The following is a 26,987-nucleotide window of genomic DNA, read 5'->3' as shown; positions in this document are numbered from 1 at the left end:
GAGCGGGGCGCGATTACCGGGGAGGTTATCCCCGCGGGCCAGAAGTGCCCCATGGACGACGCCCCCGCCGTGAATGACGATGTGATCACCCTGTGCGTCGCTGATTTCGCGGAATATCGCACCGGTGGCGCCCGCAAGCCGATCGGCCTGGGCAAGGGCTGCAACGTTATCCTCTTCCCCCGCCGTGCCGAGGTGGAGGACGACCTGATCCGCAGCAATGTGATCTTCGGCCTGTTCCCCGACCCCACCCCGCCCCAGGGCGGCGCTCCGGCGGCTGTGGCGAGGGCTGCGTGATGCTCCAGCGCATCGAAACCCTGGCCGCGAAGGCAACTCGCGCAGAGCTTGCGGTCATGACCAGCGAAAGCCGCCTGAGCAACATGCATCGCAAGATGGCTCGGATCCGCGAGGAAGCAATTGCCACGGACATGAGCGACGAAGCTTTCCGGGCATGGGTCATGGATTTCACCGCGCAGGCGATGGGGCCGAACTGATGGATATCGGCGCCCGGTGCCAGCAGTGCAAAGGCCGTGGCTTCATCGGCAACAGCCCTGCGCTGATCGATGTGACCGGCCAGCCCTGCGACCGATGCCACGGCACCGGGCACAATGACGGCCAGCAGCCGACCGGGACGCACCCCTACCCTGAACTCGCCGCCCTGGGTGTCTCTGCCGATCTGATCGCAATGAACAACGCGGCCATCGAATTTGCGGCCCAAAACCCGCCGAAATACCCGCCGCCTTTCGGCGCGCTGAATTGAGTTACTGCCAGGGGAGCCACCTGTCTCCCCGCCCCACCTGCCCCGGTTGGGATGGCCCTCCTCCTCCCTGACCAGACCGACCGGGGCGCTTTTATTCAACGGAGAACGCAATGGCTTACGAATGTGAATATTGCGGTCGCCATGCCAGCCTGACCGGCGAATTGCGCATGGCCTCTGATCCGCACAAGGGCGGTGCCAGCTATCCCTGCTGCCATGACTGCTACTGCGACGGCCACAGCTGCGAGACCTGCGAGCGGCATGATCTGAAAACAGTCGATGAGTGGCACGACCAGATGCAATCCGCGCGCGCCTGCGGGATCGACATGATGATCGACGCCGCCACGGGCCGCTATGACGAACGGAGGGTAGCATGATGCCGCTCGACAGCACCTCCGCCAGCTACGGCAGTTCGACCCAAGCCGAGGCGCAGATGTTGCGCCCCGAGCACCAGCACGCCGCCGCCGTAAAGGCTGCACGCGGCGACAATGATGATGGCCTGCATTTCATCGCAGTTCCGGGCGGTGAGACTGTTGCAGTGGTAGTCATCGCAGCCGCCTTCGGATGGGTCCTCGCAATTCTAGGCCTGCTTTGGCTGACGGGGGTGCTGTGATGCTCTGGGTCGGACGCAGTTTCATCGCCTTCGGCGCGCTGGTCGCGGCGCATGTCGCCCTCGCCGCGCCCGGCAAGATCGCCCGCACGGATACGGTGTTTCATCAGATCGAGGCACAGCAATGAGCAAGGCCCTCGATACCGCCCGCATCCTTCTGGATGATCGCCTGGCCTTCCCGGTCGGTAGCCCCGATTGGGAATGGCGCACCAGATCCGCGTGGAAGCTGGACCAGATGCACCGGGGTATTCCGGCCTGTGACTGGACCGAGGTCCCGCCGCAGATCCTCGCTGGAACCGATCGGTTCAACCACCAACAATGGGAGGCAGCCGCAAAATGGCCCTGAAAATCACCCGCTCCGATGAAGTGATCCGCGTCGACACCCTCTGCATGACGATCTATTCGCAGCCCGGCCTCGGCAAGACGAGCCTGAGCTTCACCGCATCGCGCCCGCTCCTGCTGGATTTCGACAAAGGCGCGCACCGGGCCGTCGATCGCAAGGATGTGGTTCAGGTGTCGGCATGGTCCGATGTGGCCAACATCAGCGCCGCAGACGTGGCGGGTCATGACACGATCATCATCGATACGGTCGGCAAGGCGCTGGACGTGCTGGCGCAGGACATCATTCGCGGCAACTCCCGCCTCTCCAATGGCGGCGCGCTGAGCCAGCAGGGTTGGGGCCAGCTCGGCGTCCGGTTCTCGGCATTCCTCAAGCTGCTGCGAGGCTTCGGCAAGGACGTGGTGCTGATCGCCCATATGGACTAACAGAAAGACGGGGATCAGATCAAAGAGCGCCTGAAAATCTCTGGCGGCTCCAAGGATCTGATCCTCACCGACAGCGACGTTATCGCCCGCATCTCGATCATCAACCGCGCCCGGCATCTGGTGTTTTCACCGACTGAAACCGCCTTTGGCAAAGACCCGGCTGGCATTGGTGAACTTTCCATCCCTAAGGCTGACGCGCCTGAATATGGAGATTGCCTCGCCCGCGTGATCACGACCACCAAGGACAAACTGAACGCCCTCTCAGAGGCGCAGATCGCACACAAGGCTGAGGTCGACTGGTTCACCGAGCACCTGCCGAAAATGGTATCGACCGGGCTCCGGTCGACGCTGTGGTGACGGTCAAAGAAGGCACCAGATCCTTCGATCAGAACGCAAAGGTCTGGGCCATGCTCTCGGATATCGCCCGAGCGAAGCCCGAAGGTCGCACGATGGCCCCAGAGATGTGGAAAGCCGCCTTCATGTCGGCTCTCGGCTACGAAATCGTGTGGCAGCCTGGGATCGACAATGCCCCGGCATTCCCTGCCGGCTTCTCAGGCAGTGTCTGGCTCCAGGTGATGCTGCCGTTCAGGAGGCTGATTTTCAGGTGCCGCCAGAAAGGATCGCCGAGCGCCCCGCGCCAGTTTGGCAATCTGGCCACCAGAACGTGTTACAGCCGCCGGGGCGCCATCCAACTCACCCAGCACCAGAGTTGAGCGGGTCAGGCTACCGACGGAAATAACCGTTGATGAATTTGTTTCCGGTGGGCTGTGCTGCGACCTGATACGTCCTGCTGCCAGGGTAGATCCCCTGGCCGCTGACACGCGCCTCCATCCGGGTAAACGAAGCATCAGGATTGCATGAGGCAGGCATATTCCAGGGCTCGACCTGCCGGATAAGGCCGGTGGTCAAGGCCCGCAGGAGGACGCCGCGCGGCGTCAGGATCTGACCGCCCGAGGCCAGAACCTCAAAGGACGGGCCCGCCTTTTTGATCCTGCCAATGGTTCCTGCTGTTCCGCTGCATGGCCCGGGGCACTCAGGCAACGAACGTAAATTGGTTTATTCTGCAGTAATTGCGCAGCGTCTCAGGATGAAATTTTCTTCGTCAAATTTCGCCAATAATGAATTGATTTTATTTACATATATCTCAATCACCAGGCAGCTCACGCTTCGGACACAAACGACACGACGAGAAATATGACATCTTCCGTCACATTTTTCTGCAACGCTCACCAAGGCTCGACAGGTTGCGGGCGTCTGCATAGTTAGAAGCAAGTTACCAGTAGCAACTGGCCTGGCGGCTCTCATACCGCTACGTCAAAGGAGGCCCAAATGACCCGCAGTTCAGTTCTCGAACTACTTGGCGATATCGCGCAATCGGCCAGCATTGATGAGACCTGGCAAGTCGCGTGCCGGCATTTCGCCTCTATGGGCTTTGCCCGGGCGAATTACGGCTTTACCCGCTTTCGTCACCTCAAGACGATCGGCGACCCGGATGATGCGCTGTTTCTCAGCACGATGAACCAGGAATATGCCCGCCGCTACTTTGAAAGCGGTCTTTTCAGCCGCAGCCCCGTTTTCCGCTGGGCCGAGCGCAATTCAGGAATCCGCACCTGGAAATGGGTGCATGATGCTTTTGCCGCTGGCAAGCTCCCGCCGGAAGAAGCGGAAATCGTACGTCAGAACAATGCTCTGGGCATCAAAGCTGGCATTACCGTAAGTTTTCCCGAAGCCTCGACCCGGGCGAAGGGCGCGCTTGGGCTGATCGCGGATACCAATCTTGACCACGCCGATGTCGAGCGCATCTTCACCGAGCGCTGCGATGAGATCACTGCCATCGCCCATATGATGCATCTGCGGATCGTCCAGCTGCCGCAGCTTTCAAAGGCCCGCACGCTCAGCCCACGCCAGCGTGAAGCGCTGGAATGGGTGGCGGATGGTAAGACCACCCAGGATGTGGCGCTGCTGATGGGTGTTTCGCCGGCGATGGTGGAAAAACACCTTCGCCTCGCACGTGATGCGCTGGCGGTTGAGACCACGGCTCAGGCGGTGGCCAAGGGCGCGCTCCTGAACATGATTTTTCAGCAGTTCCCCGAGCCGCTGGCCCAGGCCGCCAGCTGACCCCCGGTTCCTGCCAGTTTCCCGGGGAACCACCGGATTAATAAGTAAAAGCAATGGGATGCCAGCCGGACTTGCCAGCATTTCAGAGCTATTGAACGCAAAAAGGGCCGCACCTTGCGGTACGGCCCCGGATGAACTGGATCCCGGAATGGATCCGGAAGATCAGCTGCCAGCCAGAGTCTTGGCGACTTCAGCAGCGAAATCTTCTTCTTTTTTCTCGATGCCTTCGCCAACCGCCACACGGGCATAGCCGGTGATCTCGACGCCGGCTTCTTTGGCCGCCGCTTCGACGGTCAGGTCGGGATTGATGACGAATGCCTGACCAAGAAGCGTGTTCTCGGCGAGGAATTTCTTCATCCGGCCCGGGATGATGTTGTTATGAATGACCTGCTCGGGCTTCGGCTTGTCCGAGGTCGAGTTCTCTTCCAGCGCCTTGGCGGTCTGCACCTGCAGCTCGCGCTCGACGATAACCGGGTCGAGGGTCGCTTCCGACAGCGAGAGCGGGTTCGTGGCCGCGATATGCATCGCGAACTGCTTGCCGATCTCTTGCGCCTTGGCGGCATCGCCCTTCAGCGCGACGAGAACGCCGATCTTGCCCATGCCGTCAGCGGCCGCATTGTGCACATAGGAAACGACAGTATCGCCTTCCAGCACATGCATCCGGCGCAGCGTCATGTTCTCGCCGATACGGGCGATGGCATCCGTCAGCACTTCCGAGACGGGCTTGCCGTTCAGATGGGTGGCTTTCAGAACTTCGACATCATTCGCCGTGGTCAGCGCAACTTCGGTGATCTCGCGCACGAGCTTCTGGAAGTCAGCGTTTTTCGCCACGAAGTCGGTTTCCGAGTTGATCTCGATGGCGACGCCCTTGCCGGTGGCCACGGTCACGCCGATCAGACCCTCTGCGGCAACGCGGTCAGCCTTCTTGGCCGCTTTTGCAAGGCCTTTGGTGCGCAGCCAGTCAACGGCGGCTTCCATGTCGCCATTCACTTCGGTCAGCGCCTTCTTGGCGTCCATCATGCCTGCGCCGGTCGATTCGCGCAGTTCTTTCACCATTGCTGCGGTGATGCTCATAGCTCAGCTCCTTCGGAAAGGTAGAAACGGATCACGGCGGGGCTATCCCCGCCGTGCAACAACCCGGTGACGCTCGGGGGCACAGAAAGCGCCCCCACGCCCGATCAGGCCTCTTCGGCGGTGGCTTCTTCTTCCGGCGCCGCTTCCAGAGCGCCGAGGTCAACACCGGCAGCGCCGAGCTGAGCCGACATCCCGTCCAGAGCAGCGCGGGCAATCAGGTCGCAATAGAGCGCAATCGCGCGGGCCGCGTCATCATTGCCCGGGATCACATAGTTCACGCCTTTGGGCGAGTTGTTGGTGTCGACGATGCCGACAACCGGGATGCCCAGTTTCTGTGCTTCGAGGATGGCGAGATCTTCTTTGCCAACATCGATGATGAACAGCAGATCCGGCACGCCGCCCATTTCACGGATCCCGCCAAGCGAAGCCTGCAGCTTCGATTGGTCGCGTTCCATGTTCAGACGCTCTTTCTTGGTCAGGCCTTCTGCGCCTGCCGCAAGGGTCTCGTCGATTTGCTTCAGACGCTGGATCGACTGGGAAATGGTCTTCCAGTTGGTCAGCGTGCCACCGAGCCAGCGGTGGTTCATGTAATACTGAGCGCATTTCTCAGCGGCTTCAGCGATCGGCTTCTGAGCCTGACGCTTGGTGCCGACAAAGAGGATACGGCCGCCTTTGGCGACGGTGTCGCGCACGACTTTCAGAGCCTGGTCCAGCAGCGGGACGGTCTGGGTCAGGTCAACGATATGGATGCCGTTGCGATCGCCGTAGATATACTCGGCCATACGCGGGTTCCAGCGCTGCGTCTGGTGACCGTAGTGAACGCCAGCTTCCAAGAGCTGACGCATGGAGAAATCGGGGAGCGCCATGTCCAAATACCTTTCCGGTTTGCGCCTGAGCGGAGGATCAAGGAGCAGATGCCCCAACCGGTGGACCTGTGCAGGATGTCTCCCCGCATAGGCCCGCCTCCGCCTGTGAAGTGCCGCGCGTATAGCTGCGGTGTCACGGATGCGCAAGACCTGCAGCTGAAATTTACCGCGGATCGCGCCGCACGGGGCGTTTCAGTCAAGAGGAAGACTGGAGTTCGTCCCCATCCGGATATGCCCGCCAGTGGCGCAGGTCAGGCAGCGGAGTCCCGGCCTGCGGGTCTGCACGGTGCGGTCGGTGCAGTGCCAGCGGGTCAGTTGCGGAAACCAGGGCGCTCGCCCCCGGGTTTCCGATTATTTCTGCCGCGTCAGATTTCGCAGGTTCCAGATCTTTCAGCCATTGCAGGATGATCCCTGCATTGTGATCCGGTTCGGCGAAGCATTCGTGGCTCCTCACTCTCAGAAATGAATGGCGCGCCCATAGGCATCCAGCACCGATTCATGCATCATCTCTGAAAGCGTCGGATGCGGGAAGACCGTCTCCATCAGCTCTGCCTCGGTCGTCTCAAGGGTGCGGCCGATCACATAGCCCTGGATCAGCTCGGTCACTTCGGCGCCGACCATATGCGCGCCCAGCAGCTCACCGGTTTTCGCATCGAACACGGTTTTCACGAAGCCCTCGGGCTCACCCAGAGCAATCGCTTTGCCATTGCCGATAAAGGGGAAGCGGCCGACGCGGATCTCATAGCCCTGCTCTTTCGCACGCGCTTCGGTCAGGCCGACAGAGGCCACCTGCGGATGGCAATAGGTGCAGCCGGCAATCGAACCCGGTTTGATCGGATGAGGATGCTGGCCCGCGATCAGTTCGGCCACCATGACGCCCTCATGGCTCGCTTTATGCGCCAGCCAGGGCGCGCCGGCGATATCGCCGATCGCATAAAGGCCCGGCACACCAGTGCGGCAATATTCATCGGTCACGACATGGGTGCGGTCGACCTTCACGCCCAGCTCTTCCAGGCCCAGATTTTCAACATTTCCGACAATTCCCACAGCCGAGATCACCGTATCGAAATCCTGGGTTTCCACCTTACCGGCGATCTCGATATGGGCGGTGACGCCCTTGCCCGCATGGCGGTCCAGCTTTTTCACGGCCGCTTTTTCCAGGATCTTCATGCCTTGTTTGACGAATTGCTTCTTCGCGAAGGCGGCAATCTCGGCGTCTTCGACCGGCAGAATGCGATCCATCACCTCGACCACGGTGGTCTCTGCGCCGAGCGTGTTGAAGAAGCTCGCGAATTCGATGCCGATGGCGCCGGAGCCGATCACGAGGAGCTTTTTCGGCATCCGTTTGGCCACCAGCGCATGCCGATAGGACCAGACCAGATCTCCGTCAGCCTCGAGCCCCGGCAGCTCGCGTGCGCGTGCGCCGGTGGCCAGGATGATGTTTTTCGCGACCAGCGTTTCGCTGCCCTTATCGGTGGTGACCACCACCTTGCCGCCGCCGGCAAGCTTCGCGGTGCCCATGATCACGGTGACCTTGTTTTTCTTCAGCAGATGACCGACGCCGCCGGCAAGCTGCTTCGCCACGCCGCGCGAGCGGGCGACCACCGCCGGCAGGTCATAGGAAATCCCCTCGGCCTTAAGCCCGAACTCCTTCGCGCGATGCATCAGGTGAAAGACCTCAGACGAGCGCAGCAGCGCTTTCGTCGGAATACAGCCCCAGTTCAGGCAGATGCCGCCCAGATTTTCGCGTTCGACCACCGCGACTTTCTGGCCAAGCTGCGCCGCCCTTATCGCTGCCACATAGCCGCCGGGGCCGGAGCCGATCACCACCACGTCGAAATTCGAGTCTGCCATTTCCGCCTCCCTCAGAAGAACTGGCCCTGGGAAAACACCCCTGGGAAAAACTGGTTTACCCTTAAACAATCTCGTTTAACCGAGCAACAAAGCTGGCGCCGCAGCCCTATGCGTCTGATGCATGGCTGCCACGGATCTCTGCTACCAGCGCGGGATAGGCACCGGCTGCGAGGAATTCTGCCTCTGCTGCCGTCGTCTCGCGCCCGAGGGCCGCATTGCGGAAGGGAAAACGGCCAAAGCGGCGGATGATCTCCTGATGGGCGCGGGCATGAAGAAGGCTTTCGGGGTTTTCCGGCATACGCTCTGTGAAAAGCTGGACCGCCAGCGCCTGGTCCTCCGGATCCTCAGAATGCTCAAACGGCATATAGAAGAACTGGCGTTCGGGTTCGGGGGCGTCGAGATCCCAGCCCGCGTCCAGCGCACGGCGGGCGGCGGCGCGCGCCTGCGGGTCGGTCGCGAAAGCCTCTGCCCGGCCCCGGTTGATGTTGCGGGCAAACTGATCGGCGATCACCAGATAGGCCAGGGTACCGGCCGGGCCATCGACCCAATGTTCCAGCCCGCCATCCTGCAGTGCCTGCCACAACTCGCCAAACCGGCTGGCACAGGCATCGTCAATCTCTTCGCCGCCGGCATACCAGCCCTGGGGGCCGATCTCTTCGATCCAGAATTGCAGCACTTCGATCGGGTCGGACATCTTCACCTCCGCTGACGGCCAGTCTTCGGGCCAGAGTGTCAGCGAGGGCGCCAGGGTGCAACCTCAGGCATCGCGCTGGCCGGGATTTTCCCGATCTTCTGCCGCCTGGTCGCCCTGCTGCTGCGGCGCGCTCTCCTCCGATGCCGGCGGCACAGGCTGATCGCGCTGGATCACCAGCGCCTGCGCGGCTTCGGCGGCGGCTTCGGGGTTTTCGGGCGAGGGATTGATTTCGATTGCATTTTCAACTGCCGCGACCGAGGCAACCGCAGAGGCCATAGGCGCGATATTGGCATAGGCGCCGGTCATCACCGGGGTTGCGCGCTTGGTCATCCGCCAGGCGGCATAGCCCGCCAGTGCGGCATAAAGCAGGCCGACAAAGAAGAAGAAGCCGCGCGGCCCCATCACATCGCGCCCCATCAGCCAGCCGACGATCAGCGGGCCGAAGATCGAACCAACGCCGTTGATGAACAAAAGCCCTGCCGAGGCAGCTGCCATCTGCTCTTTCGAGAGATAATCATTGGTATAGGCGATGATCAGCCCGTAGATCGGATAGGTGATTCCGCCCAAAAGCGCCGCGACCACCAGATAGACCGGAAAGGGCAGCGGGAAAATCGTCGCCACCGCCATGACCACAGTTGCCACCACCGAGAGCCACACGATGATCTTGCGCCGGTCGATCCGGTCTGAAAGCCGGCCGATCGGATATTGCAGGATCAGCCCGCCAATATAGAGCGCCGAGGTGAACAGCGCGATCTGCCCCACCGACAACAGGCTCACCGAACCCCAGACCGCCGCCATCCCGAACATCGCCGAGAACACGCCGCCGATCAGGAAAATACCGACGCAGCCGAGGGGCGAGATCCGGTACAGCTCGCGAAACCCAAGGCGTTGGCCGGTCTCGAAACTGGGGCTGGGATAGGTTGCCAGCAACAGGGGCAGGAAGGCCAGCGACACCAGCACCGAGGGGATCAGGAAGAGATCGTAGCCAAAGGGATCGCCAAAGGCCAAAAGCCCCTGTGCCGAGATGATGCCGGCCATCTGCACAATCATATAGGCCGACAGCGCCTGGCCGCGCGTCTCATTGGTTGCGGTGTCATTCAGCCAGCTTTCCGCCGTGATATAGACGCCGGCAAAGCCAAAGCCGATGATCACCCGCATCAGCGCCCAGGCCTGCCAGTGGATCACCATCGGATAGAGCACCAGCACCGCCGAGATCAGCGAGCCAAGCGCCGCAAACACCCGGATATGGCCGACATGCTGCAACATTCCCGGCACATAGCGCGAGCCCAGCAGGAAGCCGAGGAAATAGGCCGACATCACGAAAGACAGCTGGAAGGTGGTAAAGGCCTCCATCGTGCCCCGGATGCCCAGAAGCGAGCCCTGAACCCCATTCCCCACCATCAGCAGCAGCACACCCAGAAGCAAAGGCCAGGTGGTGTAAAGGACTCTCAGCATCACATGCTCCGGTCAGGCATTGGCTTGTGCACCACCGGATGGACCGGAGGGGCTGGCGGGCGGTGTTATGGAACCAGCAGCGACGAGTCGCCGTAAGAGAAAAAGCGATATCGGTTCACGATGGCATGATCGTAGATTTCGCGCATCCTGTCCTGTCCCATAAGCGCCGAAACAAGCATCAGAAGCGTCGATTTCGGCAAATGGAAATTGGTCATCAGCGCATCCGACACGCGGAAGGTAAAACCCGGGTAAATGAAAATATCCGTCCAGCCCGACCAGGGCGCGATTTCGCCGCTCTCGCGGGCCGCACTCTCGATCAGCCGGAGCGCCGTGGTGCCGACCGGGATCACCCGGCCGCCTGCGGCCTTTGTTGCCGCGATTTCGGCTGCGGCTGCGGGTGAGACCTCGCCCCATTCGGAATGCATCTTATGGGTTTTGACGTCTTCGACCTTGACCGGCAGGAAGGTGCCCGCGCCGACATGCAGCGTCACTTCGGTGAAAGTCACACCTTTGTCGCGCAGCGCCGCCAGCAACGGTTCGTCGAAATGCAGGCTCGCGGTCGGGGCCGCCACCGCGCCGGCATGGCGGGCAAAGACGGTCTGGTAATCGTCATGATCGGCGGCATCTGGCGCGCGTTTTGCGGCAATATAGGGCGGCAGCGGCATCGTGCCCGCCGCAAGCAGCGCCGCATCGAAATCGGCGCCGGTCAGCGAAAACTCCAGCCGCAGATCGGTCTCGCCCTTTTCCGCCACCACAGCTGAAAGCTGGTCGGAAAAGCGGATCACCTCGCCCGGGTTCACCTTGCGCAGGGGTTTGGCAAGCGCGCGCCAGCCTCCGGTGGCCGAGGGCTCCATCAGCGTGATCTCGATCTTCGCCACCGCGTCACCGCGCGCGCGGGTGCCGGTCAGCCGCGCCGGGATGACTTTGGTATTGTTCAGAACCAGCCGGTCGCCGGGGCGGAAAACATCGACCAGGTCGCGCACATGCAGATCACGGATCCCGCCGCCCTCGGCCAGCAAAAGCCGCGCCGATGACCGCGGCCGCGCGGGCCGGGTCGCAATCAGCTCTTCTGGCAGGTGAAAATCGAAATCTGACAGCTGCATCTGCCTCGCCCCTCAGCCGGCGCCCTTCAGCACCGGCGCGGGCCGGCGGAAGATATCGCGAAACATTCCCGGCGTCAGAATCGACAGCGGATTGACGCTGATCTGCGGATTTTTCGCGGCGCCCGCAAGCCGGTAGTTGAAGCCGAACAGCCCCTCGCCTTTGCGGCTGAAGATCTGGCCGATGCCGTTCAGCAGATAGATCGGAGAGATCGTGCCCTGGATGTCGATAGAATTGCTGGCGGAATGGTAAAAGCCCGCGAAGGAAATCCCCATCGAGGCGCCAACCGCCGCGCCCTGGGCGATCTGAACGCCTTCAGGCAGGATGAGAAACGACACATCGCCTTCGGAAAACTGGATGCCGCCGCCCTGAAGCTGCTCCAGCAGGCCCACGACCGAAGCCGCCGAAAGCAGCTCGGCCAGGACCGGGGCATTCTGGATCGAAAAGCTGCTGACGCTTGCCACGCCGCTATACTGGCCCGGTATATCCCTTGGCTGGATGGTCATATCAAGCGAGCCGCCGCGCCCCATATCGAAAAGCCCGGCCGCCGCCATCACCCTGCCCGCGTCCTCCGAGGTGACCCGCACCGCCGTGCCGCCCTTATAGGGCATGGTCGCGCCGGAAATCCGGCTTTTGCCATTGACCGAAGCCACGAACCCGCCATCCAGCCCGCCCTGGCGCATGGTAAACCTGCCCGAGAGCCCGGTCAGGGATATTCCGCCCGTGACCACAAGCCTGTCGAGATTGACTTCTATCGCCCCAGACCCGGCATCCGCGCCACCCGCACCTGAACCCGGCTTGCTTTTGGGCAATTCGCGCAGATCCAGCGTACCGCCCGTCAGTTTGACCGCCACATCGGCGCCCTTGCCGCGCCCGGTAAGCTCGACCGCAGCATCCAGCCAGCCGCCCACTTTCAGCTCCTGGAAACTGGCGCGGTCGAGCCCGGCATTCGCCTTTGTCGTCAGCCGCCCCTTTGCGCTGAGGCCCGGCCCGTTCAGTTCCAGCCTGGTGACTTCCGGGGCCTGACCCAGCACCGCCTCGACCAGCAGCCGCCCGGTGCTGTCGCGCGCTTTGCTCCAGCCGACCGGCGGCAGCGAAAGGCCAAGCCCCTTGAGATCGCTTTTCAGAACCAGCCTTGCGGGCTCCCCCTTTGGCAGCGCGAGGTCAATCGCGGCCCGCGTCTCGCCCGAAATCCAGCCTTTCGGAAGCTGCACCCCCAGCCGGCGCAGCCCGTCATCGCTGAGCCGCGCCGTGCCGGATACACTCGCCTTGCCCGCCGCGTCCTTGCCAAACGGCTGCGTATAGCGCGCAACGACCGGGACGCCGGCAAGGGTACCCTCACCCGAAACCGCCATCCCTGCCGCCGTGACCTTTACCGCCAGATCGGAGCTGCGGATCTCTTTGCCCGCGACCAGCCGGTCAGAACGGAAATCGAGGATGCGTCCGGTGACATCATAGGCAATGTCCTCGGTCAACAGCTTTGGCTTCAGCGGAAAGCGCAGCTCGGCCACCAGAAGCGCCCTGCCTTCGCCCAGATCGACCTGGCGCCCGGCTTTTGAAATAAAGCGGAACGGCTCCTGATCCAGAAGCGAGAGCGTCGCGGTCAGCCCGGCATCGACAATCAGCCGCACCTCGGCATCGGCGGGCTTTTTGCGGATATCGGGCACCCGGAACATCGAGCCATCGACATGGATCCGCGCACCATCGGCGCCGGCCTCGGGCGCGGTGATCTCGCCCTCTTCGATCACCAGGGTATAGCTGTTGTCCTGGATCGCCGCGCGGCCACTGCCATTCCGGATCGGGGGCAGCGATTTCACCACCCGCACTTCGGCGCCGGAAAATTCGTAATCCAGCGCGAAACGCGGCTCTTCGCCGCTGCGAAACCGCAAAGCGGCAGCCACATCGGTCAATTCGCCCTGGCCGACATTCTCGGCAAGCCAGGACCGCGTGCGCGGCACCGCCATCAGTGGCCAGAGCCGGATCAGCCGCTCGGTCGAGATCCGGTTCAGCGCCACATCGACTGCCCCCGCCCAGGTGCCATCCGTATTGGCGCGGGCATGGCCAGAAAGCACCAGCCGGTCCTCTCCCTCGCTTAAAACCACCTCGCCGATCTCGACCGCAAAGGGGTCAAGCCGCAGCCGCCAGACCGCCGAGCCCGAGGAAAACCGCGCCGGAGCCTCGAACAGCCCGTCGGGATCGACCTTCATCTCGCCAATGCGCAGCTGCGTCACCACCGCTTTCGGCAAGGCCCCCGCCGCGACGGGCTGACCCAGATCATCCATCAGATCCGAGGTTCCGCTGGCCGTGACCCGCAGCGAGGGGCTCTGGACATTGACTTCGTCCAGAAACACGCGCTGCAGTCCGGCATCATAGCGCAGCTCGACCACGGCGCTTTCGAATTCAAACGGGCGCGGCGGCGCCGGCGGAGCATTACCTTCTGAGCCATCTGCCTGTGCCGGTTGATCATTGCCTTCTCCCGCCGCCTGTGCAGGCCGGGCGCCCTCTGCGCCGGCCGGACGCAAGACGCCTGGATCCAGCGCCCCTGGCCCGAGGGCAAGCCGCCCCTCCAGCACGCCAGGCTTGCCTTGCGAATCCAGCGTGCCGCTCAGCCGCCCGGAAATCGGCGCATCCAGCACCGCAAAAGCCGCAAGCGGTGCCGCCTGAACCGCAAGATCGCGCGCGGCCACATGGTCCACGGTCGCGGAAAACCGCGCCGAGCTGTCAGCTTTCGAGGTTTCGACCGTCAGCATCGCCCGCGCGGGATCTGTTCCGGTCAAAAGCGTCAGGGACAATTCCCCCGAAAGGCTTTCCGCCTTATTGGCAATCACCAGCCTGCCATCACCGAGTTCCCATTTCCGCCGCGCCCGCGCATCATCCAGCGTGAGCGCCAGCCCGTCGATCTCGACCAGCGCCAGATCGCTCAGCGTGCCGGTCGAGAACATGCGGTCCAGGGCATCCAGCACCTCGGCGGGCGTTCCCATTTCAGGGCTGCCCGAAAGCCCGGCGAAGCTGAGCGCGATCCGGCCATCGGCATCGCGGGCCACCGCAATCTGTGCCCCGGTCATCCGCACAAGGCTGGGCCGGATCTGGCCCGTCAGCAGCGGCGCCGGTGCCAGTTCGATCCTGAGTTCCGGCAGCGTCAGCACGGATGCGCCCTTGCTGTCGATCAGCCGCAGATCGTGCAGGAAAAAGCTTGGCGACAGGTCGCGGGCGACCATTACCGTAACCTCTCCCAGCGAGATCGCGCTGCCTTCGGGCAGATGGCTCTGGCCCAGTTGTTCGTTCAGCCGCTGTTCGATCGAGGCCACGGCCCAGACCGGCAGCGTCAGACTGCGCCCGAGCAGAACAAACCCCGCAAGCCCGACAAAGGCGACCAGCCCGAGAAGGACGATGACAAGGCGCAGTCCGATCCTGGCGCGGCTTTTCTCAACCCGTGCCCTCCTTGCCTCAGCTCTGCGGGCCAGAAAGCCCTTTCGGCCTGGGGCTTCAGGCACAGGCCCGGCCATGGGTTCGGGCTGCAAGATTTGCTCTGGCCGCCCGCCAGTCATTGCTGTGGCAAGCCGCCCCGCAACCAGCGGCTGTGCCGGCGGCACCACTGCCTGGCCGTCTTCCTCCCACAGTGTCGGATCGGGGGGCCAGGCGCCGGGATCAGCCAAAAGGGGCGACGTATCGCCCGGGCGCTCGCTGGCCTCAGTTGCTTCTGACGTGTGAGAAATCGCCGAAAGGGCGCCAGCCCCGGCCTCATCCCCGGTCTCATCGGGAGCGACCGGCACAGCAGTCTCAGAGACTTGGTCCGGGGATGCCCGGTTCGCAGCACTTTCTCCGGTGCTGTCCCGCTCCGCCCTGCTTTCCACGGTCACCGACTCTTCGCCCTTCATTCCTGCGGCTTCTTCCAGAGGCCCGGGCCTTCCCCGGCACCTCACCGCCTGCAGCCTGGTTACCCCTCTGGAACCGGCAGCCGCTTAGCCCTATCCTGGCGCGAAGCCCGGGGAAACACAAAGCCTTGTGAGTCCACGGGCCTCCGCCCGCGCGGGGAGTTGCCTGGTCATAATGGCTGGTCGCGCGCCGGGCCTGACATCAGAGCCGGGCAGATGCCGGAAAGGACCGAAATGACCACGACCCTGACTGAAGGCGACAAGGCCCCGGATTTCACCCTGCCCCGCGATGGCGGCGCCACGGTTACGCTGTCGCAATTCGCACCGGGCAAAGTGGTGCTATATTTCTACCCGAAGGATGACACGCCCGGCTGCACGCTTGAAGCGCAGGATTTCACCCGCTTTGCCGCCGAATTCGCAGCCGCTGGCACCACGGTGATCGGGATCTCGAAAGACAGCGTCGCCGCGCATGACAAATTCTGCCGCAAACACGGGCTGGGGATCATCCTGGCCTCGGATGCAGAGGGTCACACCTGCGAAGATTATGGCACCTGGGGGGAGAAGAAGAATTACGGCAAAACCTATATGGGCATCACCCGCACGACCTTTCTGATCGGCGCCGATGGCCGGATCGCCAGGGTCTGGCCGAAAGTCTCGGTCAAGGGCCATGCCGAAGAGGTGCTGGCCGCCGCCCGCGCCCTGCAGGGCTGAGCCCGCGATGGCGCTGACGCTGTCAGAGATGGCAGTCGAGGTTCTGACCACGGCAGAGGGGCGTGCGAAAGCGGCGATCAGCCGTCGCCATGCCGCGACCTGGTTCGCCGCGCGCGCGGCGGGCCAGGCGCCGGATATTGGCCGGGCCGAGCCGCCTTTGCGACCGGCCCGGCCGGAAAAGCCCGATCTGCTGGCCCCGCGCGATGTGCCGCGCCGCCGCACGGGCAGCCCCGAAGGCCGCGCTGCGCTGCTTCACGCGCTGGCCCATATCGAGCTGAACGCGGTCGATCTGCACTGGGATATCATCGCCCGCTTTGCCGCACATCCGATGCCGCCCGGCTTCTATGACGACTGGGTGAAAGCCGCAGATGAGGAAGCGAAACATTTCACGCTTTTGTCTGATGTGCTTGAGGAAATGGGCAGCTTTTACGGCGCCATGGCCGCACATGCCGGCATGTGGCGTGCCGCCGAAGACACCGCGGATGACTTTCTCGGGCGTCTCGCCGTGGTGCCGATGGTGCTGGAGGCGCGGGGTCTGGATGTGACACCCGGCATGATCGCGGTGTTTCAGCGCGCCCGGGATCAGGGCGAGAAAACTGGCGCGCTGGAAGCGCTCGAGGTGATCTATGCCGAAGAGGTCGGCCATGTCGCCTATGGATCGAAATGGTTCAACTGGCTCTGCGGTCGCGACGGGGCCGATCCGAAAGACGTGTTCCACGCTCTGGTGCGGCGTTATTTCCACGGCCAGCTGAAGCCACCTTTCAACGAGGAAAAACGGGCCGAAGCCGGGCTGCCGCCCGATTTCTACTGGCCGCTGACGGAGGATGATCCGGCCGACATGGACTGAGGCGGCGGGCAGCCAACCCGGTAACCCTGTGAACCCGCTTCCACACGCCCTGGAAACCCCTTTGGTTTTCCGGTTCTGATCGGCAAGTTTCCGCCGGGAACAGGCGAGGCTCAGCCGCTGCGGCGCGGACACATGGCGGAAATATTGCGAGCCGGCCCTTGCGCCGCTAATCACGTCTGACCCGAGGCGCTGTGGTGCGACTCACGCGCCAATGTGCCCGGATGTTTTTTTTCGGATGGTGTTGTTTTTCCCGGATCGTCCGCCTCTGCCCCAGGGCGGAGCGGAGCTTCCGATCCGCATGACCACACCTCGCCCGTCTTTCGCGCCAGTAACGCGGAAACCGGGTCAGACTGACACCAGCCCCTCCGGGTCCCGCTTTTTGAAGCCGGGATAAAAGGCGGAACGGGCGCTCTTAAAGATGGAATGCCGCGTGCTCGCAAGACTGGCCATCCGGATCAATACGGCGCTTGAATCGGTTTTTCCCGAACAGCGGCTCTATCTGAAATCCGATCACGGCACGCATTATCTGCGGCTCAGGCCGGCGACCCAGGCCTTTGTGGTGGTCTTCGGCGCCCTCGCCATTGCCTGGACCATCGTCGCGACCTCGATTTTCATGATGCAATCCATCGGCGCCGGTTCTTCGCGCGAACAAAGCCAGCGCCAGGGGATGATCTTCGAGGAACGGCTTGCCATCCTCTCGGCAGACCGCGATCTGCGGGTGACCGATGCCGCCCAGGCGCAGGAGCGGTTCAACTCGGCCCTGGAGCAGGTTTCCAGGATGCAGGAGATGCTTCTGGCCTCGGAAGATCGCCGCCGCGAGCTGGAGACCGGCATTGATGTCGTGCAAAACAGCCTGCGCGGCGTGATCCGCGAACGCGACGAAGCACGGGCCGAGGTTTTGAAACTGACCGGGATGCTCGGGGAACAAGGTGGCGCCACCACCGAGATCGGCCGCATCCGCGACACCGGCGAGACGCTGGATTTCCTGACCACGAAGCTGGAGGCCACCGCCCGCGAACGCGATACCCGCCTGGCCGAGGCCGATACCGCGCGCGAAGAGCTTGCGCTGGCCCTGGAAGACCGCCGCGCGCTTGAGCTGCGCCATGACGCGATCTTTACCAAACTGGAAGATGCGGTGACGGTCTCGGTCGAGCCGCTGGAAAAGATGTTCCGGGCCGCAGGCATGAACCCCGATGACATGATCGCCACGGTCAGGAAAGGCTATTCCGGCCAGGGCGGACCGCTCTCGCCGATCAGCGCCTCAACCATGGGCGGGCCGCTGAGCGATGGTGAGAAACGCGCCAATGCGATCCTGAAAGATATGGAAGAGATGGATCTCTACCGTCTCGCGGCCTGGAAGGCGCCCTTTGCCACCCCGATCACCTCGGGCAATGTCCGCTGGACCTCGAGCTTTGGCCGCCGCGAAGACCCGTTCGGGCGCGGCGGGCGGATGCACGAAGGCACCGATATCGCCGGCCCCTATGGCACTCCCATTTATGCCACTGCCGAAGGCACCGTCATTCATGCCGGCTGGCAGAACGGTTACGGGCGCCTGATCAAGATCCGGCATGCCTTTGGCATCGAAACCCGCTACGCCCATTTATCACAGATCCGTGTGCAGGTTGGACAAAAGGTGTCGCGCGGCGACCAGATCGGTGATATGGGCAATTCAGGCCGGTCCACCGGCACTCATCTTCACTACGAAGTCCGCATAGGGGGCACTGCCGTGAACCCGATGACCTTCATAAGGGCAGCGAGAAATGTTTTCTAAGAGCCGCATCAACGAAACGGGCGCGAAGCCCGAAGCTGACAAACCCAAGGCGCCGGAGGCCCCCGTGTCGAAACCTTCCATGGATTTCACCCCCTCGGCGCCCAAGGGCAAGGCTGTGGCCTCGGTCCTCTCGTCGGACCTTACCGTTGTGGGCAACCTGCGCACCTCGGGTGACATCCAGGTCGAAGGCACCGTTGAAGGCGATATCCGCGCCCATCTGCTGACGGTCGGCGAAAGCGCCACCATCCGCGGCGAAATCGTGGCGGACGATATCGTGGTGAATGGCCGCGTGATCGGTCGCGTGCGCGGCCTCAAGGTCCGCCTGACCTCGACCGCCCGTGTCGAAGGCGACATCATCCACAAGACCATCGCTATCGAATCGGGAGCCCATTTCGAGGGCTCGGTTCAGCGCCAGGAAGATCCGCTCTCGACCGGTCGCGCCGCTGCAGCCCCGGCTTCTGCGGCCCCGCTCACCGCACCGGCTGCTGCTGTCGAAGCGCCCTGAGACACGCCCGGCCCACCGCCGCGCTTTTCGAATCGCAACGGCCACCCGCCATCGGGTGGCCGTTTTGCATTTTCCAAAGCGCAGCCACATCTTGACGGCTGTCTCGCCCCGGTTTTAGCCTAAACGCAGCAATGACTGCCGTTTTCACGCCGATTTTGCAGGCCTCTGCCGGGAGTAACCGCTTTGAATTGTCTCCGATCCCTCATTGCCGGGCTGATCTTCGCGCCCCTCTTTGCCCTCGCTGCCCTGGCGCAGGACGCCGATGCGCCCGGATCCTCTGATTTCCCGCTGATCCCGCGCTATGAAGGCGCGGTGATCAAATTCTGGGAAACCAGCGCCTTTGACGCCTATACGCTGCTGCTGGGCCCGGTGGGTCTTGCAACGGATGGCGAGCCAGAGCCGGAAAAGACCCTGGAGCTGGAAGGGAGGTTCACCGAGATCCTCTACCGTGGCCCCGAAAAACGCTCGTCGCTTGAGGTGTTTCGCAATTATGAGGCGGCGCTGACCAAAGCCGGCTTCGAGACCCTGTTCACCTGCAGCAAGAAAGACTGTGGCCCCAGGTTCCGGCAGCTGATCAATCCCGGCGCACGGTTTGACGGGCTGCTTTACGATAACGAGCGGCACTATATTGCCGCCAAAATCAGCCGCCCCGAAGGAGACGCCTATCTCGCGCTCTATGTCACCAGCTTCGAGCCGGAGAACCGGCCCTTTGTCTATATGGCCATAACGGAGCTGGCCCCGATGGAAGATAAGATGGTGGTGGTAGAGGCCTCTGAAATCCAGGAGACCATGGCGCGCGATGGCAAGATTGCGATCTACGGCATCCTGTTCGACTTTGATCAGGCCAGTATCCTGCCGGAATCGAAAGCGCAGATCGATCAGCTTGCCGCCATGCTCGCGGCAGAACCTGCGCTCTCGGTGCTGATCGTCGGTCATACCGATGGCCAGGGGGCGTTTGACTACAACCTCTCGCTGTCGCAAAGCCGGGCGCAGTCGGTGGTTGATGCCCTCGCCGCCCTTGGCATCGCCAGCGAGCGCATGACGCCGGCAGGTGCCGGAATGGTGGCCCCGGTCGCCACCAATCGCACCGATGAGGGGCGTGCGCGAAACCGCCGGGTTGAAATCGTCGAACTGGTCCGTAACTGACCCGCAAAAGCAAAAGGCCCGCCGGAGTGGCGGGCCTTTTCAGTCCTGGGCTCAGAGCGCGATCCGCCGGGTCTCTTCCCGCTGCCGCGTCAGCTCTTCAGCGACGAGGAAGGCCAGCTCCAGCGATTGCGAGGCATTGAGACGCGGGTCGCAGGCCGTGTGATAGCGATCCGCCAGGTTCTCATCCGAGACCGCGCGCAGGCCGCCGGTGCATTCGGTGACATCCTGGCCGGTCATCTCGAAATGGACGCCCGCCGGGACCGTGCCCTCGGCCTTGTGGATCGCGAAGAACTCACGCACCTCGCGCAGGACCGAGTCAAAGGGCCGGGTCTTGTAGCCCGACGCTGCTTTGATCGTATTGCCGTGCATCGGGTCGCAGGACCAGACGACATTGGCGCCTTCCCCCTGCACGGCTTTGATCAGACGCGGCAGGTGGTCGCCGACTTTGCCGGCGCCAAAGCGCGCGATGAGGGTCAGGCGGCCCGGCTCGTTTTCCGGGTTCAGCTTTGCCATCAGCACTTTGAGATCTTCTGCCGTGGTAGAAGGCCCGCATTTCAGCCCGATCGGATTCAGCACTCCACGGCAGAATTCGACATGCGCGCCATCCGGCTGCCGGGTGCGATCGCCGATCCAGATCATATGGCCCGACCCCGCCACCGGCTGGCCCGAGATGGAATCGATGCGGCAAAGCGCCTCTTCATATTCCAGCAGCAGCGCCTCATGGCTGGTGTAGAAATCCACCGCCGAGAGCTGATGCGCGGTTTCCGAATTGACGCCGGCGGCATTCATGAAATCAAGCGCGTCGGAGATGCGAGCAGCCATGGCGCGATATTGCTCGGCCTTGTCATGTTCGGCAAAACCCAAAGTCCAGGAATGCACGCGGTGGATATCGGCAAAGCCGCCGGTCGAGAAGGCACGAAGCAGGTTCAGAGACGCCGCCGCCTGGGTATAGGCCTGCAACATCCGGTTCGGATCCGGCGTCCTCGCGTCAAGGGTCGCATCAAAGCCGTTGATGATATCGCCCTTATAGGATGGCAGCTCGACCCCGTTGATCACCTCGGTCGGCGCCGAACGCGGCTTGGCGAATTGCCCCGCCATCCGGCCAACCTTGATCACCGGCACTTTCGCGCCCCAGGTCAGCACCACCGCCATTTGCAGCATGACGCGGAAGGTGTCACGGATGTTATCGGCGCTGAATTCCGCAAAGCTCTCTGCGCAGTCGCCGCCTTGCAGCAGGAACGCCTTGCCCTCGGCTGCCAGCGCGAGTTGCTTTTTCAGCCGCCGCGCCTCGCCCGCGAAGACCAGCGGCGGGTATTTCGACAGCTGCGCCTCGGCGGCGTTCAGCGCGGTCTGATCCGGGTAATCGGGCATCTGGATCCTGGGCAAAGCGCGCCAGTCGGTTTTCGTCCAGCTTCCCTGCATCTTCCTCGCCTCGCCCATAACATTCCTCCGAACGGCTCAACCCGTGCTGACAGCGGTAACAAGGATCGCATATAGGCCCTCCGTGCGCCGGATGCAAAGCCCGCACCATAGTTGGCCGGATCAGGCCATCCGCGACATCGTCCGGCAACAAGGCCCGCCCGGGCAGAACTGCCGGGCGGGGATCGCCATCAGGTGATCACATCAGGCGAGGTTCGCCCGGTAAAGCCCTGAATATTGGCGATTTCATGTGCGGCGCGGATCACGTTTTCCAGCGCCTCCTGCGGATCCTTGTCAAGCCCTTCGGGCCCGCATTCAAAGGCTTCAAGGTAAAGCCGCAGCGTTGCCCCCTCGGTTCCGGTGCCGGAAAGCCGGTAGACTGCCCTGGTGCCATCGCCGAACTGCACCCGGATGCCCTGCTTTTGCGACAGCGAGCCATCAACCGGATCATGATAGGCAAAATCATCTGCCGCAGTTACAGAAAGACCTGCAAATACCTGACCAGGAAGAGTTTTCAGCTTTTCACGCAGCGTCAGGAACATCTGGTCGGCACGGGTGGAATCCACGGCCTCGAAGTCATGGCGGGAATAGTAGTTGCGGCCGAACTGCGCGAAATGCGCCTCCAGAATCCCGGCCACGCTTTCCTTGCGGACGGCCAGGATATTCAGCCACATGAGCACCGCCCAAAGCCCGTCCTTCTCGCGCACATGGTCGGATCCGGTCCCGAAACTCTCCTCGCCGCAGAGTGTCACACGGCCCGCATCCAGAAGATTTCCAAAGAATTTCCAGCCTGTGGGGGTCTCATAGGCTTCTATGCCCAGATGTTTCGCGACGCGGTCCACCGCGCCCGAGGTCGGCATCGAGCGCGCTACGCCCTTCAGGCCCGCCTTATAACCCTTTGCCAGATGCGCATTGGCCGCCAGCACCGCCAGACTGTCCGAAGGCGAGACATAGATCCCGCGCCCGACCACCATATTGCGATCGCCATCGCCATCCGAGGCCGCACCGAAATCGGGCGCCTCCACGCCCATCATCTCGTCCATCAGATCCGAGGCCCAGGTCGGGTTCGGGTCAGGATGCATGCCGCCAAAATCCGGCAAAGGCATCGCATTGACCACGGTTCCGGCTGCGGCACCAAGCCGTTTCTCAAGGATCTCAACGGCATAGGGGCCGGTGATCGCACACATGGAATCCATCCGCATCCTGAAACCCGCGCCGAACAGCGCCCGGATCGCGTCGAAATCAAACAGCGCCTCCATCAGATCGGCATAATCGGCGACCGGATCGACCACTTCGACGATCATCTCGCCAAGCTGCCGCACCCCGGGCGATGACAGGTCGACATCGGTTGCCTCGAAAATATGATAGGCACCGAGGGCACCGCTGCGCGCGAACATGGCTTCAGTCACGGATTCCGGCGCGGGACCACCATTGGGCATATTGAACTTAACGCCGAAATCCTCATCGGGGCCACCAGGATTATGGCTGGCGGACATAATGATGCCGCCATCTGTTTTGTACAGCCGGATCAAATGGCTGGCGGCCGGAGTTGACAAGAGTGCACCCTGCCCGACGATCACTTTGGCCGCGCCATTCGCCGCAGCCATCCGCAAGATGACCTGAGCCGCACGGTCGTTGAAATAGCGCCCGTCGCCGCCAAGCACAAAGGTCTTGCCCTCGGCACCGACCACGTCGAACAGCGCCTGAATGAAATTCTCCAGGTAATGCGGGCCCATGAAAACACGGGTCTTTTTGCGCAACCCGCTGGTGCCGGGCTTCTGGCCCGCAATGGGCGTGGTCGCAACGGTCAGTTTCATCCGTTCTCTCCTCGGGGAATACGGGCGCTTTCAGACGGAAGAGCCTGGAATCATTACCAGAACCGCATTCGCCGGCACCGTATCCGGTGCCGCACCAGCTGTAAGATCAGGGCGCGTGGTGTCAAGCACCAGCTGCCAGCCCTGCTGCGTTTCGGGCAATCTCAGCGGCAAGGTCCCGCCCGGGTTGAAGACCAGAAAAAGCGGCCCGGAACCCGGCTCTCCACCCTCCGCTGTCATGCGCAACTCAAGGCAAAGACAGAGAAATTCGGGATCCTGCCAATCCCCGGCGGACGGCTCCTGCCCATCGGCACGGCGCCAGATCACGTCGCGAAACCCATCGGCGCGGATCTTGCCATGGAGGAAGCGATGCTGGCGCAGTTCGGGATGCGCGCGGCGCAGTGCGGCGAGGCGACCGACAAAGGCGGTCAGCGCCTGATCCGCCTTGCTCCAGTCTGCCCAGGTGATGGCATTGTCCTGGGCATAGGCATTGTTATTGCCGCCCTGGCTATGACCGATCTCATCGCCCATCAGCCACATCGGCACGCCTTGCGACAGGAACAACGTCGCGAGCAGGTTGCGTTTGCGCAAATCCCGCGCGGCCCGGATCACCGGGTCATCACTCGGCCCCTCGACACCCATATTGTCGGAATGGTTGTCGGAATGGCCGTCGCGATTGCCCTCGCCATTGGCCTCATTGTGTTTTTCACTATAACTGACAAGGTCTTGCAGCGTGAAGCCATCATGGCTTGTGAGGAAATTGACCGAAGCCGTTGCCTGCCTTGCTGAATGATCGAACACCCCCGCCGATCCCAGCAGCGCACCGGCTAGGTCGGCGGCCCGCCCAGGCTCGCCGCGCCAGAAGCGGCGCACCCCGTCGCGGTAGCGGTCATTCCATTCGCTGAAGGGCGGCGGAAAGCCCCCCAGCTGATAGCCTCCGGGCCCGATATCCCATGGCTCTGCGATCAGCCGAACCTTTGCCAAAACCGGATCCTGGCGCAGCGCATCCAGAAATCCCGCACCCGGATCAAAGCCCCCCGGCTCGCGCGCCAGCACGGTTGCAAGGTCAAAGCGGAACCCGTCGACCAGCCCGGTCTCGACCCAGTAGCGCAAGCTGTCCATCACCAGCCGCAACACCATCGGATGCGTCAGATCGAGCGTGTTCCCGGTCCCTGCGTCATTGGCATAATGGCGTCCGCCCGCGAGCCGGTAAAAGCTCGCATTGTCGAGACCGCGCAGCGACAGATGCGGGCCATGCTCGTCGCTTTCCGCCGAATGGTTATAGACGACATCGAGGATCACCCCGATCCCGGCACGGTGCAGATGGGTGACCATCTCGCGCCAGGCCACCATCCCCCCCGGGCCGGTATAACGCGGCTCGGGCACGAACCAGTTCAGCGTGTTATAGCCCCAGTAATTCCTCAGCCCTTTCGCGACCAGGAACCGCTCATCGGCGATGGCATGGACGGGCAGGAATTCGACATCTGTCACACCCGCGCGGCACAGATGGCCGATCACCATGTCAGAGGCGAACCCCCCGCAGGTGCCGCGCAGCGCCTCGTCCACACCCGGATGCAGCATGGTCGCGCCACGCAGATGCGCCTCGCAGATGACGCTGTCGGCCAGGCTGTGACCGGGCCGGGGATGATCCGCCACCGGCAGCGGCGCGGTCACCACCGATTTCGGGATGAACGCCGCGCTGTCGCGGGTGTCAAAACTGAGATCCCCCGCCGGATCGCCGGTCACATAGCCGAACACCGCATCATCCCATTGGAAACGGCCATGCAGCCCCCGCGCCCAAGGGTCGATCAGCAGTTTATTGGGGTTAAAGCGATGCCCTTCCTCCGGCGCCCAGGGACCATGGACGCGAAAGCCATAAAGCGCACCCTCGCCCAGCCCCTCGATATGGAGATGCCAGATATCGCCATTGCGTTCGACGAAAGGCAGCCGCGCGATTTCGCGGCTGCTGTCGGGCGCAAACAAACACAGCTCAATCGCCGTCGCATTGGCGGAAAAAGTCGCGAAATTGACCCCGGTTGAGGTCAGGCTTGCCCCCATCGGAAAGGGCTGCCCGGCGCCGGTGACGAAGTCCGTCACCGCAGCATCCCCTCATAAAGCGCGGCATAGGCGCTCGCAGATCCGGCCCAGCCGTTTTCCTGGCCCATCGCGTTGCGGCGCAGCCGGGCCCAGGTTTTCTGATCCGCATATAGCGCGTTCAGCCGCCGGAGGGCCTGGGTCAGCGCCAGAACATCCGTCGGCCAGAAGGTGATGCCGGTCGCCACACCCGCATTCAGCGCCGCGGGCGAGGCAGGGATCACGGTATCGGCCAGCCCGCCCACCGCGGCCACGACCGGGATCGTGCCATAGCGCAGCCCATACATCTGCGTCAGCCCGCATGGCTCGAACCGGGAGGGCACAAGAACTGCGTCGCCGCCCTGAAACATCCGGTGCGACAGGGTCTCATCATAACCGATCCTGACCGACACCCGGCCCGGCCAGCGCGCCGCAAGCGAGAGCATCTGCGCCTCCGCTTCGGCATCGCCCGAGCCAAGCACCGCAAGACCGCCGCCGCCTTCGATGAAATCCGGCAAGGCGGCCGGCAGCAGGTCGACCCCCTTCTGATCGGTCAGCCGCGAGACCAGCACCGCAAGCGGCCCCGGCACCGAGAGCCCGAATTCGGACTGCAAAGCCGCCCGCGCTTTTGCCTTGCCGGACAGGGATGTCGCCGAATAGGCGTTCACGACTTCGGCCTCCGGCGACCAGATTTCGGTATCGATCCCGTTTAAGATCCCCGAGACCACGGCGCTGCGGGCCGCCAGCACGCCTTGCAATCCCAGCCCGAATTCCGGCCGCATCAGCTCTGCTGCGTAATTTGGCGAGACCGTCGTGATCCGGTCTGCCGTGATCAGCCCCGCCTTCAGCAAAGACAGGCCGCCGTAATATTCCAGCGCATCGGCATGGAACTCCGCCGCCGGCAGCCGCAATTCGCCCAGAAGACGCGCCGGTGCATGGCCCTGAAAGGCGATATTATGCACCGTGATCACCGAGGTGCAGCCGCCCGATCCGTGATAGGCCAGATAGGCCGGCGCAAGCCCCGCCTGCCAGTCATGGGCGTGCAGGACATCCGGCTTCCAGGCCTTGCCACGGGCCAGATGAACCCCCTCGCGCGCCACCCGCGCCGCCATAAAAGACAAAGTCGCAAAGCGTTGCGGATTATCGCCCCAGTCACCGCCCGGGCCATGGTAAGGCCCGCCTTCGCGGTCAAAAAGATGCGGCGCATCCAGTAAGAACAGCGAAAGCCCGCCCGCCTCACCGGCAAAAACCCGGGCCTCGCCGCCAAAAAGCGCCTCTTCGCGCATCACCTCGCGAAAGCCGTTGCCTTTGGCCAAAAGCCCGCGCAACGCCCGATAGGCCGGCAACATCACCCGCATGTCCCAGCCCGCAGGAGCAAGCGCCTCCGGCAGCGCCCCCACCACATCGGCAAGCCCGCCGGTTTTGACCAGAGGCACCGCCTCCGACGCCACTGACAAAACCCGACCGCCCATCTGTGCTTTCCTTTTCATCTGTCCTTAAATATCCCACGGGGGTCCGGGGGTGTGAAACCCCCG

27 protein-coding genes are annotated in these 26,987 nt (G+C 63.0%); 16 read left to right on the top strand and 11 right to left on the bottom strand.

Annotated elements, in window-relative coordinates; all coding sequences use genetic code 11:
* From AC4FS3_RS14155 to AC4FS3_RS14105, 11 genes are all read left to right on the top strand, one after another.
* Positions 1-294 (top strand): hypothetical protein (locus AC4FS3_RS14155; RefSeq protein WP_491021102.1); only part of this gene is annotated, 294 nt, incomplete at its 5' end.
* Positions 294-491, top strand: coding sequence for a hypothetical protein (locus AC4FS3_RS14150; RefSeq protein ID WP_491021101.1), 198 nt, complete (start codon positions 294-296; stop codon positions 489-491). The genes AC4FS3_RS14155 and AC4FS3_RS14150, both read left to right, overlap by 1 nt.
* The gene (locus AC4FS3_RS14145; protein WP_491021100.1) at positions 491-757 is read left to right on the top strand and encodes a DnaJ-like cysteine-rich domain-containing protein; all 267 of its coding nucleotides are present in this window, start codon (positions 491-493) and stop codon (positions 755-757) included. Before AC4FS3_RS14150 ends, AC4FS3_RS14145 begins: the two co-directional genes overlap by 1 nt.
* A gap of 110 nt (positions 758-867) precedes the next feature.
* Positions 868-1,131, top strand: coding sequence for a hypothetical protein (locus AC4FS3_RS14140; protein ID WP_491021099.1), 264 nt, complete (start codon positions 868-870; stop codon positions 1,129-1,131).
* Complete coding sequence (locus AC4FS3_RS14135) at positions 1,128-1,367, top strand: hypothetical protein (RefSeq protein WP_491021098.1); 240 nt, start codon at positions 1,128-1,130, stop codon at positions 1,365-1,367. Before AC4FS3_RS14140 ends, AC4FS3_RS14135 begins: the two co-directional genes overlap by 4 nt.
* Positions 1,367-1,492 carry a hypothetical protein gene (locus tag AC4FS3_RS14130; RefSeq protein ID WP_491021097.1) on the top strand — a complete coding sequence of 42 codons (126 nt, stop codon included), beginning with the start codon at positions 1,367-1,369 and terminating at the stop codon, positions 1,490-1,492. Before AC4FS3_RS14135 ends, AC4FS3_RS14130 begins: the two co-directional genes overlap by 1 nt.
* Entirely contained in the window at positions 1,489-1,710 is a 222-nt protein-coding gene (locus AC4FS3_RS14125; protein ID WP_491021096.1) for a hypothetical protein, read from the top strand. The genes AC4FS3_RS14130 and AC4FS3_RS14125 overlap by 4 nt, the downstream gene beginning before the upstream one ends.
* The gene (locus AC4FS3_RS14120; RefSeq protein ID WP_491021095.1) at positions 1,701-2,129 is read left to right on the top strand and encodes an ATP-binding protein; all 429 of its coding nucleotides are present in this window, start codon (positions 1,701-1,703) and stop codon (positions 2,127-2,129) included. Before AC4FS3_RS14125 ends, AC4FS3_RS14120 begins: the two co-directional genes overlap by 10 nt.
* 120 nt (positions 2,130-2,249) lie before the next feature.
* Positions 2,250-2,486 carry a hypothetical protein gene (locus AC4FS3_RS14115; RefSeq protein ID WP_491021094.1) on the top strand — a complete coding sequence of 79 codons (237 nt, stop codon included), beginning with the start codon at positions 2,250-2,252 and terminating at the stop codon, positions 2,484-2,486.
* Positions 2,480-2,842 carry a recombination protein NinB gene (locus AC4FS3_RS14110; RefSeq protein WP_491021093.1) on the top strand — a complete coding sequence of 121 codons (363 nt, stop codon included), beginning with the start codon at positions 2,480-2,482 and terminating at the stop codon, positions 2,840-2,842. Before AC4FS3_RS14115 ends, AC4FS3_RS14110 begins: the two co-directional genes overlap by 7 nt.
* A gap of 616 nt (positions 2,843-3,458) precedes the next feature.
* On the top strand, positions 3,459-4,247 hold the full coding sequence (locus tag AC4FS3_RS14105) for a LuxR family transcriptional regulator (RefSeq protein WP_283177860.1): 789 nt from the start codon (positions 3,459-3,461) through the stop codon (positions 4,245-4,247).
* A 162-nt stretch (positions 4,248-4,409) separates the two neighbouring features.
* Here the strand turns inward: AC4FS3_RS14105 and tsf are convergent, their stop codons facing one another.
* The 7 genes from tsf to AC4FS3_RS14070 all read right to left on the bottom strand — a co-directional run bounded on the left by tsf (position 4,410) and on the right by AC4FS3_RS14070 (position 15,064).
* Positions 4,410-5,321 (bottom strand): translation elongation factor Ts, encoded by a 912-nt coding sequence (tsf, locus tag AC4FS3_RS14100; protein ID WP_092897537.1) that lies wholly within the window; start codon positions 5,319-5,321, stop codon positions 4,410-4,412.
* A 104-nt stretch (positions 5,322-5,425) separates the two neighbouring features.
* Positions 5,426-6,187: a 30S ribosomal protein S2 gene (gene rpsB, locus AC4FS3_RS14095; protein WP_198836858.1), complete on the bottom strand. Its 762-nt coding sequence runs from the start codon at positions 6,185-6,187 to the stop codon at positions 5,426-5,428.
* 456 nt (positions 6,188-6,643) lie between these two features.
* The gene (gene lpdA / locus AC4FS3_RS14090) at positions 6,644-8,041 is read right to left on the bottom strand and encodes a dihydrolipoyl dehydrogenase (RefSeq protein ID WP_491021092.1); all 1,398 of its coding nucleotides are present in this window, start codon (positions 8,039-8,041) and stop codon (positions 6,644-6,646) included.
* 106 nt (positions 8,042-8,147) lie between these two features.
* Positions 8,148-8,735 (bottom strand): DUF924 family protein, encoded by a 588-nt coding sequence (locus AC4FS3_RS14085; protein ID WP_491021091.1) that lies wholly within the window; start codon positions 8,733-8,735, stop codon positions 8,148-8,150.
* 63 nt (positions 8,736-8,798) lie between these two features.
* Positions 8,799-10,190 carry an MFS transporter gene (locus AC4FS3_RS14080; protein WP_491021090.1) on the bottom strand — a complete coding sequence of 464 codons (1,392 nt, stop codon included), beginning with the start codon at positions 10,188-10,190 and terminating at the stop codon, positions 8,799-8,801.
* Between the two features lie 65 nt (positions 10,191-10,255).
* A complete protein-coding gene (gene queA / locus AC4FS3_RS14075) occupies positions 10,256-11,293 on the bottom strand; it encodes a tRNA preQ1(34) S-adenosylmethionine ribosyltransferase-isomerase QueA (protein ID WP_491021089.1) in 1,038 nt (345 codons plus the stop codon).
* A 12-nt stretch (positions 11,294-11,305) separates the two neighbouring features.
* Positions 11,306-15,064, bottom strand: coding sequence for a YhdP family protein (locus AC4FS3_RS14070; RefSeq protein WP_491021088.1), 3,759 nt, complete (start codon positions 15,062-15,064; stop codon positions 11,306-11,308).
* Positions 15,065-15,400: 336 nt separating this feature from the next.
* On the opposite strand from AC4FS3_RS14070, the gene bcp reads away from it, so the two are divergent.
* The 5 genes from bcp to AC4FS3_RS14045 all read left to right on the top strand — a co-directional run bounded on the left by bcp (position 15,401) and on the right by AC4FS3_RS14045 (position 20,146).
* Positions 15,401-15,877, top strand: a complete 477-nt coding sequence (gene bcp, locus AC4FS3_RS14065; RefSeq protein WP_491021087.1) for a thioredoxin-dependent thiol peroxidase — start codon at positions 15,401-15,403, stop codon at positions 15,875-15,877.
* 7 nt (positions 15,878-15,884) lie between these two features.
* A complete protein-coding gene (locus AC4FS3_RS14060; protein WP_491021086.1) occupies positions 15,885-16,724 on the top strand; it encodes a ferritin-like domain-containing protein in 840 nt (279 codons plus the stop codon).
* Between the two features lie 430 nt (positions 16,725-17,154).
* Positions 17,155-18,495, top strand: a complete 1,341-nt coding sequence (locus AC4FS3_RS14055) for a M23 family metallopeptidase (RefSeq protein ID WP_283177852.1) — start codon at positions 17,155-17,157, stop codon at positions 18,493-18,495.
* Complete coding sequence (locus AC4FS3_RS14050; RefSeq protein ID WP_491021085.1) at positions 18,485-19,000, top strand: bactofilin family protein; 516 nt, start codon at positions 18,485-18,487, stop codon at positions 18,998-19,000. The genes AC4FS3_RS14055 and AC4FS3_RS14050 overlap by 11 nt, the downstream gene beginning before the upstream one ends.
* Before the next feature lie 183 nt (positions 19,001-19,183).
* Positions 19,184-20,146, top strand: a complete 963-nt coding sequence (locus AC4FS3_RS14045; RefSeq protein WP_491021084.1) for an OmpA family protein — start codon at positions 19,184-19,186, stop codon at positions 20,144-20,146.
* A gap of 51 nt (positions 20,147-20,197) precedes the next feature.
* Here the strand turns inward: AC4FS3_RS14045 and AC4FS3_RS14040 are convergent, their stop codons facing one another.
* From AC4FS3_RS14040 to glgA, 4 genes are all read right to left on the bottom strand, one after another.
* Complete coding sequence (locus AC4FS3_RS14040; RefSeq protein WP_491021083.1) at positions 20,198-21,568, bottom strand: class II 3-deoxy-7-phosphoheptulonate synthase; 1,371 nt, start codon at positions 21,566-21,568, stop codon at positions 20,198-20,200.
* Positions 21,569-21,756: 188 nt separating this feature from the next.
* Positions 21,757-23,382 (bottom strand): alpha-D-glucose phosphate-specific phosphoglucomutase, encoded by a 1,626-nt coding sequence (locus AC4FS3_RS14035; protein WP_491021082.1) that lies wholly within the window; start codon positions 23,380-23,382, stop codon positions 21,757-21,759.
* A 30-nt stretch (positions 23,383-23,412) separates the two neighbouring features.
* Positions 23,413-25,476: a glycogen debranching protein GlgX gene (glgX, locus tag AC4FS3_RS14030; RefSeq protein WP_491021081.1), complete on the bottom strand. Its 2,064-nt coding sequence runs from the start codon at positions 25,474-25,476 to the stop codon at positions 23,413-23,415.
* Positions 25,473-26,924, bottom strand: coding sequence for a glycogen synthase GlgA (glgA, locus tag AC4FS3_RS14025; protein WP_491021080.1), 1,452 nt, complete (start codon positions 26,922-26,924; stop codon positions 25,473-25,475). The genes glgX and glgA overlap by 4 nt, the downstream gene beginning before the upstream one ends.
* Positions 26,925-26,987: the final 63 nt, after the last annotated feature.

Source organism: Pseudogemmobacter sp. TB195, assembly GCF_058313095.1.
Note: the sequence above shows the minus strand (reverse complement) of the source record. Positions and strands in the feature narration are given on the sequence as shown.